The sequence below is a fragment of the Clostridium sp. AM34-11AC genome (genome assembly GCF_003435375.1).
Lineage (GTDB): Bacteria > Bacillota > Clostridia > Lachnospirales > Lachnospiraceae > Pilosibacter > Pilosibacter fragilis.
In genome coordinates this window covers 41,929-57,016 of sequence record NZ_QWGL01000002.1, presented here as the reverse complement: position 1 = coordinate 57,016, position 15,088 = coordinate 41,929, and the positions used below count along the sequence as shown (strand labels likewise).

13 protein-coding genes are annotated in these 15,088 nt (G+C 50.3%); all 13 read right to left on the bottom strand.

Annotation, left to right across the window (positions count from 1 at the left end):
* Nucleotides 1-59: 59 nt before the first annotated feature.
* The 13 genes from DW826_RS03395 to DW826_RS03330 all read right to left on the bottom strand — a co-directional run bounded on the left by DW826_RS03395 (nucleotide 60) and on the right by DW826_RS03330 (nucleotide 14,960).
* Entirely contained in the window at nucleotides 60-1,742 is a 1,683-nt protein-coding gene (locus tag DW826_RS03395) for a M3 family oligoendopeptidase (protein ID WP_117552022.1), read from the bottom strand.
* Between the two features lie 63 nt (nucleotides 1,743-1,805).
* Nucleotides 1,806-2,297 (bottom strand): DUF5721 family protein, encoded by a 492-nt coding sequence (locus tag DW826_RS03390; protein ID WP_015554996.1) that lies wholly within the window; start codon nucleotides 2,295-2,297, stop codon nucleotides 1,806-1,808.
* A gap of 267 nt (nucleotides 2,298-2,564) precedes the next feature.
* A complete protein-coding gene (locus DW826_RS03385) occupies nucleotides 2,565-3,539 on the bottom strand; it encodes a peptidylprolyl isomerase (RefSeq protein WP_117552021.1) in 975 nt (324 codons plus the stop codon).
* Between the two features lie 16 nt (nucleotides 3,540-3,555).
* On the bottom strand, nucleotides 3,556-4,143 hold the full coding sequence (locus DW826_RS03380; protein WP_215703933.1) for a Maf family protein: 588 nt from the start codon (nucleotides 4,141-4,143) through the stop codon (nucleotides 3,556-3,558).
* 144 nt (nucleotides 4,144-4,287) lie between these two features.
* A complete protein-coding gene (locus DW826_RS03375) occupies nucleotides 4,288-5,676 on the bottom strand; it encodes a glycine--tRNA ligase (protein ID WP_117503034.1) in 1,389 nt (462 codons plus the stop codon).
* 142 nt (nucleotides 5,677-5,818) lie between these two features.
* Complete coding sequence (locus DW826_RS03370; protein ID WP_117552019.1) at nucleotides 5,819-6,460, bottom strand: hypothetical protein; 642 nt, start codon at nucleotides 6,458-6,460, stop codon at nucleotides 5,819-5,821.
* Between the two features lie 123 nt (nucleotides 6,461-6,583).
* Nucleotides 6,584-7,237: a DNA repair protein RecO gene (gene recO, locus DW826_RS03365; protein WP_015555001.1), complete on the bottom strand. Its 654-nt coding sequence runs from the start codon at nucleotides 7,235-7,237 to the stop codon at nucleotides 6,584-6,586.
* A 3-nt stretch (nucleotides 7,238-7,240) separates the two neighbouring features.
* The gene (gene era, locus DW826_RS03360; protein WP_015555002.1) at nucleotides 7,241-8,143 is read right to left on the bottom strand and encodes a GTPase Era; all 903 of its coding nucleotides are present in this window, start codon (nucleotides 8,141-8,143) and stop codon (nucleotides 7,241-7,243) included.
* Nucleotides 8,144-8,443: 300 nt separating this feature from the next.
* Nucleotides 8,444-11,377, bottom strand: coding sequence for an insulinase family protein (locus DW826_RS03355; RefSeq protein WP_181967977.1), 2,934 nt, complete (start codon nucleotides 11,375-11,377; stop codon nucleotides 8,444-8,446).
* Between the two features lie 257 nt (nucleotides 11,378-11,634).
* On the bottom strand, nucleotides 11,635-12,456 hold the full coding sequence (locus tag DW826_RS03345) for a YdcF family protein (RefSeq protein ID WP_242994033.1): 822 nt from the start codon (nucleotides 12,454-12,456) through the stop codon (nucleotides 11,635-11,637).
* A gap of 143 nt (nucleotides 12,457-12,599) precedes the next feature.
* Nucleotides 12,600-13,829 carry a U32 family peptidase gene (locus DW826_RS03340; protein WP_015555005.1) on the bottom strand — a complete coding sequence of 410 codons (1,230 nt, stop codon included), beginning with the start codon at nucleotides 13,827-13,829 and terminating at the stop codon, nucleotides 12,600-12,602.
* Between the two features lie 70 nt (nucleotides 13,830-13,899).
* Complete coding sequence (locus DW826_RS03335) at nucleotides 13,900-14,559, bottom strand: O-methyltransferase (RefSeq protein ID WP_117470599.1); 660 nt, start codon at nucleotides 14,557-14,559, stop codon at nucleotides 13,900-13,902.
* A complete protein-coding gene (locus DW826_RS03330) occupies nucleotides 14,556-14,960 on the bottom strand; it encodes an endolytic transglycosylase MltG (protein WP_015555007.1) in 405 nt (134 codons plus the stop codon). The genes DW826_RS03335 and DW826_RS03330 overlap by 4 nt, the downstream gene beginning before the upstream one ends.
* Nucleotides 14,961-15,088 lie beyond the last annotated feature (128 nt).

Below are 15,088 nucleotides of genomic sequence, written 5' to 3'. Positions count from 1 at the left end.
TCTGCGCACTTGCCGCGCTGACCGTAAGAAAACAATTCTGTTTTCTCCCCACAGTACTCTTACAGCCCTAACTCCTCAAACACGCCCTTCAGGATAATCTTCACAGAACCATCCTCCAGCACTTTGTGAAGTCCGCTGTATTTCAGAAGATCGAAGTATCCCATGGATCCGCCCGCCGCACAGAGCTTATAGTAATCTGCCCAGGCTGCCTTCCGGTCTTCCTTCATCTTTGTGTAGAATTCAAAGGCGCCCATCTGTGCCATCGCGTAATCTACATAGTAGAACGGATACAGGAAGATATGCTGCTGTTTGATCCAGAATGCTCCACTCTCAAGGAACTCATTTCCTGCATAATTTCTCCAGGGCATGTAGATCTTCTCCAGACCGCTCCAGACTGCTCTCCGCTCCATTGTGGTCATTTCCGGATTTTCAAATACCTTATGCTGATATTCGTCTACGCAGAGCATATACGGGATCTTCATAAGAGCGTCTGCCAGATGCTCTCTGCGGTATTCCTCTGCCTTATCTCCAAAGAAATTCTCCATCCACGGATAGGTCCAGAGCTCCATGCTCATGGAATGGATCTCATTGATCTCACTGGTGGAATGACATAATTCCGGGGTCTTCTGGTATTTTGCCGCTGTAAATCCTGCAAACGCGTGACCAGCCTCATGGGTCAGAACATTGACATCTGCGTCGGTTCCGTTAAAGTTTGAAAAAATAAACGGTGCATGATACTGCGGGAGTGTCGTACAGTATCCGCCGGCGCGTTTTCCGTGCTTGGAGTCCAGATCGAAAAGCTCGTACTCCATCATGAAATCAAAGAACTCTCCGCTCTCCTTGGAAAGCTCACGGTACATCTTCTGGGCTTCGCCGACAAGATATTCCTTATCTCCGATCGGAACCGGATTTCCGGACGGAGAAGCGATGGATTCGTCATAATAATAGAGTGTATCGATCCCAAGAGCTTCCTTCTGACGCTCGTACAGCTTTGCCGCTGCCGGAACCACGACCTCGCGGACCTGTTTCCGGAATACCTCCAGCTCCTTTTCCGTATAGTCAAAACGACGGCGGCGCAGATATCCCATCGGAATAAAGCTCTTAAATCCAAGCTTCTTTGCCATACCGGCACGGACCTTTACAAGACCGTCATAAACCTCCTCTAACGTCGGTGCAATTCCCTCATAGAGCTTTGCCCATGCCTCAAACGCCTCTTTTCTCTCCGCACGGTCTGTGCTCTGCATGATCTTTAAGAGTCCGTAGTTTCCGATCTGCTCTCCCTTAAATTCCACGGTAGCAGCTGCCTGCGTTTTCATAAAGCGGCTGACAAGCTCCGCCTCTTTCACCTGATCATCCACGATAGATTCGTCAGAAAGCTGTTTCTGGGCCTCCATATTCTGGATCAGGATCGTGCCGAATTCTTTTTCCATCTCAGCCTTAAACGGAGATGCCACGATCACCTCGCCCATCTCTTTTTTCAGGATTTCATATTTCGGCATCTGGCTGTTGAAATATACCATCTCCGCCTCATAGAATTCATCTAAAAGATTGATCGTATTCCGGATATGGGCGACAGTCTTTGATGTCTCAAGCTCTGTGTCGGCTTCCACATAATCCATATAGGCATTCCGAAATTCCTCGTAGTTCTTTGCTTCCTTCAACACTGCGATATCCCCCGATACGCGCGCGAAGATTTTTTCCATGTCCGGACGGACATACTGAAGCTCTGCAAATTTTTTCATGATAAGTAACCCCTTTCCCCAAGTTTCTCATCCCGTTCCCTGCTACCCGCAGGAACCGGCTGCCTAACTGAAGACTACCCCGTTCTTTTTTAAGAACTTCTTTACATTCTCATCCCACTCGTTCTCTAACGTCCTGTCCAAGGTAAACTGCTTCATGGACGTCCCTGTAACGCAGATCATCTCGTGGTTCTCATACTGGATATTGATGTAAAGCCCGCCGACCTGATCCGGATAGATTCCCGGGATTTTTCCGGCAACGAACCGGTCTCTGGCGGATGGGGGCATCTGAAATACAATGCGGAAGCTCTCCGGAAGCCGTTTTCCTTTTATTAAGGAGTAGCAGACCGGCTTTAAGGTCTTCCATGAAGAGTACTCTTCGATCCTGTTTTCTTCCAGTTCCTCTTCGGAAAAATAGCCCTGACGGACCTTTCCGTCGATCGTGAACTGGTTGTAGGTCACGATCTCCGCTTCCCGCACCAGAAATTTATCAAAGATCTCCCCGATGAAAAGCCCTGCCGTAAACGCTTTCTGCTCTTCGATCTTTAATGCAACCATTATTTACCTCCGCATGTTGTTTCCCTGATTATGTCTGGAACTTTTTACCTGTTCCATATCTGTCCTGCTTAAAATAGTTACTGTTCACGCTTTGCGCAAACAGTAACTGATTTTGCCGATGCTTCGCATTCCGAATCGGCAAAATCCACTACCACCACTGTATTGTACGGAATTTTCAGTTCAGAAAATTCCTACCCGTGTACAGTAACTTAAAATATACTCTTATGTCATTACAGCTGTGCGGACCTGGTGAATATTTTTAAGCTGTTAACTGTCTGTACCTTTACATACTGTTTCAAATATCTCGAAAAAGTCCGCCGATGTCCTCTCTCCATCTGTTATCGAGAGATTCTTCCACAGGCTGTCATCCTTCGCGAGATGGACCTTCGCCGCGTACTCCGAGTAGGTCTCGTAAAACACCTCATTCCTCTTCTCCCGGACCATCTCTTCCTTCCGGGCCTTTGTGGCAGCTTCATCGTAGTCGTTGACGCAGCGCAGGATATAATATTTTCCATCCGCCTCGATCACATCGCTGATCTCCCCTGTGGCCAGGGCGTAAGCAGCCTTTTCGTAAGCCTCCGGTCTCAAGCCTCTGGAGATCTTCTTCTCGATCTCCTGATCCTCAGAAACCTCCTTTGCAACGGTCATAAAGTCGGTTCCTTCCATCTGGACTTTCTTTAACGCCTCATCCGCCTGGTCCTTATCGGAGAGCACGATCTCATCCACGGTGATGACCTTCGCCTCGCTGTCGCTGACTTCCAGGTTGACGCTGCCCGTCAGCGTCTCCACCAGTTTTTCGGTCTTCCAGTAGTCTTCATATAAAGATTCTACCACATCTTTGTCGATTTCGGAACTCTCCCCGGCGTTTTTCAGTTCTTTCATGTACTGAGCCGCTGCCTGTTTTGCCAGTTCCCGCTCTTTTCCGGAGAGCGTGACTTTTTCCTCGTCCGCCATGCGGCTCATGGTCTTTAATTCCTTTAAGAAATCATGGATCTGGGACAGCAATGTCTCCTCGAAGGTAGTTCCAGACTCGTCCACCACCGTATCCCAGATCTTGTCTGTATATAATTCTTCATAACGGAGCCGCTCCGTGGTGACGATCACCATGGTTTCGGATTTCCCATACTCTCTTTCACTTTTTCTGCCGGAAAGCAGCGTTTCCTTCACGCCGCATCCGCAGACGACTGCTGCCGCGAGGACGACTACGCTAAGCGTCCGTCCCCATCGGTTCCATTTTCCCATATTTCTGTCTCCACTTCTACACAGCGCCAAGTTCTTTCAATTTCTGGTACACTAAATGCACCGGAAGTCCCATCACGTTCGCGTAGGATCCCTTTAATCCCTCAATATATCTCGCAAAAAATCCCTGGACCGCATAAGATCCCGCCTTGTCCATGGGCTCCTCGGAATCCGCGTACTCACGGATCTCCGCCTCTGTCATCGTGGACACGTTCACGTCCGTCTCATCGTAGAAGGAAACAACGGTATCTTTCTCTCCCGCAGTTCCTTTTTTCACGATGCACACGCCCGTATAGACCTGATGGCTGCGTCCCGCGAGTCTTTTTATCATCTCATATGCCTCTTCATGGCTCTTCGGTTTTCCGAGGATCTTTCCATCTGCCGCAACGACCGTATCAGATCCTAAGACTACCGCGCCTTCCGGCATATCTTCCGCAACATCAACGGCTTTCTGCTCCGCAAGGCTCATAACTACCCCCGAGGGCTCATCCGATGTGATCTTCTCCTCCACGTGGCTCACGATGATCTCCGGGACGATTCCGATCTGCAGAAGCAGTTCTTTCCGTCTCGGGGAACCGGATGCCAGGATGATTCTCTTCTTTTCCATCTTGTTTTTCTTTCCTTTATGTCTTTCCTGCACGGACAGTTTCATACTCAAACTATCGCATTTTTCTATTTTATAGAAGAAAGAGGCGGTCTGACATAAGATCCAGCCGCCTCATCCTGTCCTAATCACTGATTTTTCCAGTAATTAGAAGCTTAATTTTTCCTCAAAATAGCTCTTTAACTCTGCGATCGGGATACGAACCTGCTCCATGGTATCTCTGTCACGAACGGTTACAGCTCCGTCTGTCTCAGAATCAAAGTCATAGGTTACGCAGAATGGCGTACCGATCTCATCCTGTCTTCTATAACGTTTACCGATATTTCCTCTGTCATCGAACTCACAGTTATAGTACTTGGAAAGCTCTGCATATACCTTCTCTGCACCCTCGTTTAACTTCTTGGATAACGGAAGGATACCAACCTTCACCGGTGCGATCGCCGGATGGAAGTGCATAACGGTGCGGACATCGCCGCCCTCTAACTCTTCCTCGTCGTATGCGGAGCAGAGGAATGCAAGTGTCACACGGTCTGCGCCGAGAGACGGCTCGATTACATACGGAATGTATTTTTCATTTACTTCATCATCAAAGTAAGACATATCCTGACCGGATACATTCTGATGCTGCGTCAGGTCATAGTCGGTTCTGTCCGCGATTCCCCAGAGCTCGCCCCAGCCGAACGGGAATAAGAACTCAAGGTCTGTGGTTGCCTTACTGTAGAAGCAAAGCTCTTCCGGAGAATGGTCGCGGGCGCGCATCTCGTCCGGCTTGATGCCGAGATCCTGCAGCCACTTGATGCAGTACTGTTTCCAGTATGCGAACCAGTCGAGGTCTGTGCCCGGTTTGCAGAAGAACTCTAACTCCATCTGCTCGAACTCTCTGGTACGGAATGTGAAGTTACCCGGTGTGATCTCGTTACGGAAGGACTTACCGATCTGTCCGATACCGAACGGAACTTTCTTTCTGGAGGTTCTCTGTACGTTCTTGAAGTTTACGAAGATACCCTGTGCTGTCTCCGGTCTTAAGTAAACCGTGTTCTTTGCGTCCTCAGTAACACCCTGGAATGTCTTGAACATTAAGTTGAACTGACGGATATCAGTAAAGTCATGCTTTCCGCAGCTCGGGCACGGGATCTGGTTATCATCGATGTACTTCTTCATCTGCTCCTGGCTCCAGCCGTCGATCGGAGTCTCCGGCTCAACGCCTTTCTCTGCCATGTAGTCCTCGATGAGCTTGTCGGCACGGAAGCGCTCTTTACATGCCTTACAGTCCATTAACGGATCGGAGAAACCGCCGATATGTCCGGATGCTACCCATGTCTGGGAGTTCATTAAGATCGCGCAGTCAACACCTACATTGTACGGATTCTCTTGAATGAATTTCTTCCACCATGCGCGCTTTACGTTATTCTTAAGCTCTACGCCCAGATTGCCGTAATCCCATGTGTTTGCAAGACCTCCGTAAATCTCGGAACCCGGATATACAAAGCCTCTGGATTTCGCAAGTGCTACAATTTTTTCCATTGTCTTTTCCATTGTGACTCTCCTCTTGATCTCTTTCTGTCCGTGCTGGTCTGCGCGGCAGAGTAATTCTTCTATTGTAACTGTCCAGCCCTTCAAACAGTGTTTTCTTACGGCCGGCGCAGGAAAACGCGCAGACCAGCTGAACAGTTTTTCACTATTTAAATATAATATAGGACGTCTCACCTTCCGGTGTCTCGGCCATACTTCCGTTAAGGGTCACACCCTCAGACACATACCGGACCTGTCCGTCTGTCTGGATCTTTGCGCTGCCCTTCACACATACCACATAGAGCTTTTTCTGTTTTGTTATATCCACAGCGGAGACCTCGGTATTCTCGTCTCCCGCCTTGTAGAACGTGGATCCGACGATATAGCCCTTTTCCACCCCATCCGGAACGGAAACGACATCCAGGCTCTCAATCCGGATCCCACTCTCAGTATCCGGATATTCCTCCGAGAAACGAAGATATTCCTCCGCATCCGGAAATGTGATGAGAAGCTTTGCGGTTCCGTCCTTCACGGTGCATTCCGCGATCTCAGCCTTTTTTTCGCTGCTTCCGGACTGATTTCCACTCTCAAACACGCCCAGCATTTCTTCTGCGTAAGCTTTTAATTCATCAGCACTGTAGTAATCATTCTCGTAAGTCTCCACATCTGCGCTGGTAACGGTTCCTTCCTTTGTGACATAAAGGCTGGTCTCCGTCGGGGCAAATGCGGTCGTTCCGTTTCCTCCGCCGCAGCCGTTTAAGGCAAGCGAAAGAAGGAGAATGGCTGCTGCCGTCTGTCCTTTTTTCATGAATTCCTCCTTATCCCTAAAAATCCGTAACGCTCCAGTACCTTCATCGTTACGCACGGATATTCCGGTATCTCCGACTGTACGAATAAGCCGCACAGATGTCCGCTATTTTTAAGGATTACCCTATTTATATACAAGAACATCCAAAATGTCAAGTGAATGGAAGGTTTTATCTACGAATCGCCGCTTATTTTCCGCTACGCACTTCGTAAATTCTTCCAGAACTTTCTCTGTGACCGTAAAGGTATAGAGCTTTTCCACCGGCGACGCAAGGACATACTCCCAGGTATAGATCGTGGAATCTTCCAGTCTTCCCAGAGGCTTTTCCATATACTCACCGTTGATCTCCATGAGTTTCAGTTCAAAGACTGCCCGCACAAGGCGATTGGGGATCGCGCTTTTCAAGAGCGCCCTGAGGGACTGATAGAGAAGCTTTAAGGTCTCCACTGCCTCCAGATTTTCTCTCCCGTAGTAGTCCGCAAACTCCAGAAAATAGGAGCCGTAACACGCCGCCTCCATATCCTCCGTGATCTCCCGGAAGTAGTTCTGTACATCCACAGAGACGAGAGAGTAGGCATCCCGGCCCTCATAGAGGGCAAACGTGCCGAATACAAAAGGCGCGGATGCCGCCATCAGCGTGCTTCCCGGTCTTCTTGCGCCTCTGGCGAAAGCCGTGATCTTTCCCCGTTCACAGGTCAGGATCACAAGTCTTCTGTCGTATTCGCCCGCCGGGGCGGATTTGATGACCATCCCGGTCAGAATCACCTGTTCTCTCATATCTTAAATGTCTTTCGAATTATAACCGTAGTTCTTCATGTAGAGCTCAGAATCTCTCCACTCCTTGCGGACCTTGACCCAGAGCTTTAAGTTGACCTTCGTGTCCATAAGGTTCTCGATCTCGATTCTTGCGGAGGTTCCGATACGCTTTAACATCTGACCGCCCTTTCCGATGACGATTCCCTTGTGGGACTCTCTCTCGCAGATGATCGTCGCGTCGATATCAAACATGCCATTATCGCGCTCTGTCATGCGCTCGATGGTGACTGCGATTCCGTGGGGGATCTCGTCAGACATCATGCGGAGTGCCTTCTCGCGGATCAGCTCCGCGGCGATCTGGCGCATCGGCTGGTCTGTGACGGTGTCCTCATCGTAATACTGCGGTCCCTCCGGCAGATACTGGAAGATCGTGTGGATCAGGGTATCCGTGTTTGTCTTCTTCATCGCGGATACCGGGATCACCTCTTTAAAGTGGTACGCGTCCTTATAAGTCTCGATAGTCTTTAAGATATCCTCTTTCTTCACCGTATCGATTTTGTTGATGACGAGGATCACCGGCGTCTTTACGGTCTGCAGCACCTTTAAGATATGCTGCTCGCCGGAACCGATGTAGGTTCCCGGCTCCACGAGCCATAAGATCACATCCACCTCGCGGAGTGTGTGCTCCGCTACATTCACCATGTACTCACCAAGCTTGTTTTTTGCCTTGTGGATACCAGGTGTGTCCAGGAAGATGATCTGACCGTGCTCATCTGTATACACGGTCTGGATCCTGTTTCTCGTGGTCTGCGGTTTTTCCGATGTGATCGCGATCTTCTGTCCGATCAGGTGGTTCATCAGCGTGGACTTACCAACGTTCGGGCGTCCGATCAATGTCACAAAACCAGATTTATATCCCTTTTTCATGAAATCTCCTTAATTCTTTTATATGTATCTCTCCCATACCGAATTGCTCCCGCATCTACGCTTCGCTCCGGTCGGTGCTGGACATGTGCCACCGGCACATAGCACCTTCAAAAGCATTGGTAATCTCTCTCATACCAGGTTGCTCCGCACTGCGTGCTCCCGCAACCTTCAAAAGCATTCGTAATCCGCTCATTTTTCTTCGAAAAATGGCTACTTACTCATGCTTTTGGCGGGCCAAAAGGTCAAAACTTCTCCTGCAGGCAAGCCTGCGTCGAAGTTCCGGCCTTTTTTCCCTTGGTATTATGCAAACAGCGGCTTGATCTCCTTAAATATCTCGCTGTCTGCCTTGATCTTATCCTCATTTCCGACCACGCATACCGCGCCAGTCTCAAGGATCGCCTTCGTGATCGGTGCAAGGGCGCGGATGTCTTCCACAGTCGCGTTTAAGATCTCCTCGCGCTCCTTCTTCAGCATCTCGTCCGTCACTCCGGAATACCATGCGGAGAGTCCGCGGCTTCCCTGTAAGGACGAGGTCAGCGGTGTGTCGATATCGCTGATGGTTCCGATGACATATTTTGTCATGGTGCGCTCATCCGCCTCGAAGTTCTCCAGATAAGCCGGAATGCCGAGATAGATATCATCGCTCTTCTTCACTTCCGGATCGCGATAAGAGACAAAATATCCCTCGCCGGAACGTCCAATGCCGCTCATACAGCCGTAAGCGCCGCCCTTCACGCGGATGTTGATCCAGAGGTAATCGTAGCTCAGCATCACCTTCAGGATCCGAAGCGCGCCTGTGTAGGAATATCCGCTTCCCGCGAAGGTTCCACAGTGTGCCACATAGTTGACCTTTGAGGAGGAAGTAAATCCCTCGTTTAAATTCTCCTTCGGTGCCGTAAACGGATAGATTTTTCCGCTGCCCGCCGGAAGCTTCTCAGAGAGCTTCTTCATAGCATTCCCGAGGTAAGAGAATCCCTCGTCGTCCGCCGTGTAGCTGACGGTCATGTTCTCCCTTGTAAAAAGAGCTTCCATCACACGCTTCAGACCTGCGATGATCTCGCTCTTCTTCTCGTCAAAGTTCTTCGCACAGTCCTCCAGGAACTTAAAGTATCCAATCCCGCCTGTCATATCGTTATAGTAGGAGGTGTCAGAGAAGTAGGATGTGGCTCTCGCGACTGCCGCCGTGTGGCCGGATCCCATGAGTTTCATCTGGGACTTTGATTTTCCCTCGCTTAGGATCTCGTTTAACCGCTTCTCATCATCGAGAACAGAGCGGTTAAGGATCTCCTCCAGGATCTCGAAGCCGAAGTCAAGCTTCTCGTAGAGCACTCTCGCGCTGCAGACAAAGACGCCTGTGAAGCTTCCTGCCTTTGTGAGATCCGGGTAAGATGTCACGGAGAAGGAAATTCCACCGCTGTTTAAAAAGATCTCGCTGCTTAAATCGCTGTAGCTGTAATTTTTCGTATCCACATATCCAAGGACAGATTTTAAGAGTCCGAGATACGGCAGGTCCTCCATCGGAATCCGGTCCGTGTTGAAGAGGACCTTCAGATAACCGATCCCTGACGTGAACATGTTGTGGCGGACCACTGTGATGCCATCCAGATTCGTCTCCTCGAAGATCAGCTTCGCCGGTTCCCTTCCGATCTCCTCTCTCGTGAGCATCGGGATCTTCTCGAGATCTTCCTTCGGTGACGGGGTATCCTGGTATTCCTTTAATTCCTTCGTCTGGCGTACCAGAGTCTCGATCTCCTCTTTAGAGAGACTGTCCTTATATTCTTTTAACTTTTTCGCCGTCTGCTCCTCGATCCGTGCGGTGAGGTTCTTCTTCGGGCTCGCGATCACAACAGCCTCGTACGGGTTGTCGAGAAGGTATGTCCTGATCAGTCCCTCAAAATATCCGCTGTCCGCGCCTTTCTTCAACGCCGCGAAGGTGTCCTCATACTCTAAGTGCATCATCGGATCGCCGCCATAGAGCCAGCTGTCCAGGCACTGGAGACCGTACATGAGTCCCTTCGGCGTGGAGCCATAATCCGCCTCGCGGTACTGGAATTCATAGTTGTTGATTCCGGCTTTCAGGCACTTTTTGTCGATGCCGCCGTCCGCGAGCTTCTTTAACTCCGCCTTTACGATCTTTACGAACTCGTCCTTCTGCTCTCTCTCCGCGTTCTTCGCGATCACGGAGAAATACGGCTGTAAGATCCCATACTCGTAGCCTCCCATGATGTCATCGCCAATCCCGGCATCCAGAAGCGCTTTCTTAAGCGACGCGCCTGGGGCATCTAAGAGCACATACTCCAGGATCTGGAATGCCACGTACTCCTTCGGGGAGAGTTCATTTCCCGCCTGGGTATTGATGGAAAGGTAGGTCGCGTGATCAAGGCTCTCGGACTCGGATACGGAGTAGAAGATCTCCCTCTCGATGGGTTCCTTGAATTTCTTCTGGATCTGGATCTCAGAATCGATCTCTTTTCTGTCGTACTTTCCGAGGTACTCCTCATCCAGCCATCTTAATTTCTCCGTCATGTCCATATCGCCGTAGAGGTAGATATAGCTGTTGGACGGATGATAATATTTATGATAGAACGCGAGGTAATCCTCGTAGGTCAGCTTTACAATGTCTTCCGGATCTCCGCCGGACTCCACGCCGTAGCAGGTATCCGGGAACATTGCCGTATGGATATAGCTGTCCAGGACACTCTCCGGGGAGGAGAACACGCCCTTCATCTCGTTGTATACAACGCCGTTGTAGGTGATCTCGCCTTCCGGCTCTTCCAGCTCGTAGTGCCAGCCTTCCTGCATGAAGATTTTCTTCTCTTTTCCGATATTCGGGTGGAAGACCGCGTCCATGTAAACGTCCATGAGGTTCTGGAAATCAGTGTCGTTGCAGCTTGCGATCGGATAAACGGTCTTATCCGGGTAAGTCATGGCGTTTAAGAAGGTGTTTAAGGATCCCTTGACGAGCTCCACAAATGGATCCTTCACCGGGAATTTATCAGATCCGCAGAGCACGGTATGCTCGATGATATGCGGAACGCCGGTGCTGTCTGACGGCGGCGTCCGGAAACCGATGCAGAATACTTTATTATTGTCCTCGTTGCTCATGAGGAATATATTTGCGCCTGTTTTTTTATGCTCTAAGATCATACCGTCGGAATTCAGTTCCGGGATATGTTTTACCTGCCGAAGCCGGTACGCGTCAAGGGCTTTGACTGATTCAATCTGGCTCTCCATATCTGAATGTCCTTTCTGTTGTGCTTTAGGCTATAGTTGTAACCGGATCGCTCCGCACTTCGTGCTTCCACGTCTGCGCTCCGCTCCGGTCGGTGCTGATCATGTGCCACCGGCACATAGCACCCTCAAAAACATTCGTAATCCGCTCATTTTTTCTGCGAAAAAATGGCTGCTTACTCATGTTTTTGGCGGGTCTCAAGGTCATGCCCTCTCCTGCAGGCAAGCTTGCGTCGGATTCCTGACCTTGATGCCCTTATTTACATATTTCCCACAAATTTATCTTTTAATATCGCAAAACACTCTCTGACACAAAAATGTGCAAAAAGCACCGGATCCGACTTCGCGGAAATTCCGCTGACATTCGGGATTCCGACGTGTCTTGCGATTCCTTTTGCCCGGAGTTCGTGGAAATTGCTGGTGAGGATGCCCACGCGGATCGTGATTTCCTCATCCGGCGGAAGAAGGTAACCGTATTCCGCCATGGCCGCGCGCAGCGTTGCCCGGCGGAGACGTTCTCTTTCCGTAATCAGAATCTTACTGTATACCATATTTTCGTAAGTGCTGCGGGACGATTCCTCTAAGAGGAGCTGGTAATCCGGCACCCCACGGCTCTTCATATATCGGTACATAGCGGATGCCTCTGTCACATCCTCATCATCGCCCTGTCCGCCGGAAAGAACGAACACCGTGTTCGGATGATAGGCCGCGTACTCCACCGCCTTATCCAGGCGCCGCTCCAGGGTGCGGCTGATCTTGTTTCCGCGCACCTGGGCGCCGAGGACGATCACGTAGTTCACACTCTCCTTCTGGAAGGAGATAGCGCTGAAACCCATCATGAGTTCCACCACGACAAAAATAAAGGCGATGGCTGAAAAAAACGTGATCACCGCCACTTCCAGCTGCACCGGAATCTTGTCGCGGAATCTCGGGTAAAACTTCATCACCGCGGCCGCGGCAAAAAATCCCAGCGCCAGTATGATCCAGATCGCCGAGAACGAAGTTCCCGCGCCGGAGTAGATCACGATCACGCCGTAATAAATGAGGCATAATATTCCAAGGATGCCAAAAACTACCGCCACAATTATGCCTCCTTTCCAGTCTTTCACATTATTATCTGCAATTCTGTCAACTCTGAAAATGTTTCCCTCCAGCCCCGCAGGATCCCAGCCAGCTCTGCGTGCTGTGAACATTTCTACTCAGGGAATCGCCACCCGGTAATCTCTTACTCTGCCTCTTTCTTACGCAGAATATCGTACTGCTCCACTTCCCCGTCCAGGTCGATATAGAGGACCTGTTTCGGATGCGGTGCACTCTCCTGGCTCTCGCCCTCCTCGGTGTAGATGCCGCGGACAAGGGCGGAAATATTTCTTCCGTCCGGTTTCATGATCTCGATGGTCTCACCGACGGAGAACTTATTCTTCTGCTCGATCTTCGCGAATCCTCTCGCATCGCGCTCTTCCGCAGTTCCGAGATAGATATAGTTCTTTACATACGTGTTGCTGTCGTAGATCTGGGTCTCGGACGTCGGTTTTCCAAAGTAAAAACCTGTGGTAAACTCACGGTAAGTGCACTTTCCGATCTCTTCCTTGTACCACTCCATGTTCGCTTTATATTTCTCCGGATTCTCCAGATAGTCATCGATGGCTTTGCGGTAGGTCCTGGCAACTGTTGCCACATAGAGCGCCGTCTTCATGCGGCCTTCGATCTTAAAACTGTCGATTCCGGCGTCGATCATCTCCGGCACATGCTCGATCATGCAGAGATCCTTGGAGTTGAAAATATAGGTTCCTCGCTCATTCTCGTATACCGGCATATACTCGCCCGGTCTCGTCTCCTCCACAACGGAGTATTTCCAGCGGCACGGATGGGTACAGGCACCCTGGTTCGCGTCGCGGCCCGTAAAGAAGTTGCTGAGCAGGCATCTTCCGGAGTAGGAAATGCACATCGCGCCGTGGATGAAGCTCTCGATCTCCATGTCTTCCGGGATATGCTCCCGGATCTCCTTGATCTCCTTTAAAGATAACTCTCTGGCGGAAACCACACGCTTTGCGCCGAGCTCATGCCAGAAGAGATATGTTCCATAGTTTGTATTGTTCGCCTGGGTGCTGATATGGATCTCCATATCCGGGAGTACCCGCTTTGCGATGGTGAAAACACCCGGGTCTGAGATAATGAGAGCGTCCGGACGGATCGTCTTTAACTCCTCAAAATACTCCTCAACACCTGCAAGGTCGTCGTTGTGCGCGAGAATATTCGCTGTGATATACACCTTTACGCCGTGGTCATGGGCAAATTTGATGCCCTCCATGATCTCTTCGTTCGTAAAGTTTTTCGCCTTGGCGCGGAGGCCGAATGCCTCACCGCCGAGATATACAGCATCAGCGCCGTAGATAACGGCTGTCTTTAAGACATCAAGGCTTCCTGCCGGAATCAGAAGTTCTGTTTTTCTCATAATTCATCCTTTCCAAATGTTCAACCGGTCTGCACACCCGCTGCGCTGACCGCATGAAACAAGTCCGCCTCTATTTTGCCGGACCGCTTCCTTTTTTCACACTGAGCGCGACCCCGTCGCCCACCGGCAGGATCGAAGTCTCGAATTCATCCATATGTTTTAACGTATATAAATACTCCCGCATCCGCTCGTGGATCGTCCGGTCACGGCGCTCCACCGCGTAACGCGATTCCATGATCGTTCCGTCCTGGAGGACATTGTCAGACATTAAAAGTCCGCCATCCCGCAGAAGGCGCAGGATATCCGGCAGCCAGTTGATGTACTGGCCCTTTGCCGCGTCCATGAAGATAAAATCAAAGGAGCCGGAAAGACCCGCAAGGATTTCCCCGGCATCGCCCTCCAGCAGCGTGATTTTTTCTTCCATCCCAGCAAGGCGGAAGTTTTCCTTCGCCTCCGGGATCCTCTTTTCATATTTTTCAATGGTCGTGATCCGGCACTCTTTTGGCATCACCGATGCCATCAAAAGTGCCGAGTATCCGACCGCAGTTCCAACTTCAAGGATCCGGTTCGGAGCCACCAGCGTCACCATCGTCTTTAAGAGCGATGCTGTCTCCCTGCGGATGATCGGAACCCTGTTCTTCACAGCATTCTCAGCGATCGTCTCAATAAGCGGTCCGTCTCCCTGGGCCAGGGAATTTATATAAGTCGTAAGTCTGTTTTCCGTGATCATGATTTTGTGTCTTCCTTCGCGGTATCGTCCGGATTTTCCTTTAAAATATTGATCAGCTCCTTGGAATCCTTCGAGGTGTTTAACTCGTAGGTTCCCGCGTTCACTTCATATCCATAGCATTTTGCCTGGATCGTAAATGTGCGGGCATCGCGGATCAGACCGGCTTTCTTTAAGATCTTTCCGACCTCTTCCACCGACTCATCCCCGTCCAGTTTGATACTCTTTTCTGTTCCAGGCTCTGCTTCCATTGCCGGCGCGTAGAAGATCCCATGTCCGAAGGAGTAGGCGCTTCTCGCCCCCGTAACGATGAGTACCGCAGCGAGACCGTACAGGATGATCCTTCCGGATGTGCTGATGACAAACAGGCTGATTTTGTTGATTTCTCTCGTTATCTTGCTCATATCATTTCCCTTGCAGGTAGCTCCGCCGTGTATCTTCTTGTTTTCATGTGCATGAAAACAAGAAGTCGGGGGCGTTCCCCCCCTATACTGAGCTGTGCCAAAAATTGCTTATGCAAGCAAGCTTGCAA

Bases quoted from the DNA above. Each gene is read 5' to 3' on its own strand.
- DW826_RS03330 (WP_015555007.1), bottom strand. From the start codon at position 14,960: ATGAGCAAGATAACGAGAGAAATCAACAAAATCAGCCTGTTTGTCATC.
- DW826_RS03370 (WP_117552019.1), bottom strand. From the start codon at position 6,460: ATGAAAAAAGGACAGACGGCAGCAGCCATTCTCCTTCTTTCGCTTGCC.
- DW826_RS03395 (WP_117552022.1), bottom strand. From the start codon at position 1,742: ATGAAAAAATTTGCAGAGCTTCAGTATGTCCGTCCGGACATGGAAAAA.
- DW826_RS03375 (WP_117503034.1), bottom strand. From the start codon at position 5,676: ATGGAAAAGACAATGGAAAAAATTGTAGCACTTGCGAAATCCAGAGGC.
- DW826_RS03390 (WP_015554996.1), bottom strand. From the start codon at position 2,297: ATGGTTGCATTAAAGATCGAAGAGCAGAAAGCGTTTACGGCAGGGCTT.
- DW826_RS03340 (WP_015555005.1), bottom strand. From the start codon at position 13,829: ATGAGAAAAACAGAACTTCTGATTCCGGCAGGAAGCCTTGATGTCTTA.
- DW826_RS03385 (WP_117552021.1), bottom strand. From the start codon at position 3,539: ATGGGAAAATGGAACCGATGGGGACGGACGCTTAGCGTAGTCGTCCTC.
- recO (WP_015555001.1), bottom strand. From the start codon at position 7,237: ATGAGAGAACAGGTGATTCTGACCGGGATGGTCATCAAATCCGCCCCG.
- era (WP_015555002.1), bottom strand. From the start codon at position 8,143: ATGAAAAAGGGATATAAATCTGGTTTTGTGACATTGATCGGACGCCCG.
- DW826_RS03355 (WP_181967977.1), bottom strand. From the start codon at position 11,377: ATGGAGAGCCAGATTGAATCAGTCAAAGCCCTTGACGCGTACCGGCTT.
- DW826_RS03380 (WP_215703933.1), bottom strand. From the start codon at position 4,143: ATGGAAAAGAAGAGAATCATCCTGGCATCCGGTTCCCCGAGACGGAAA.
- DW826_RS03335 (WP_117470599.1), bottom strand. From the start codon at position 14,559: ATGATCACGGAAAACAGACTTACGACTTATATAAATTCCCTGGCCCAG.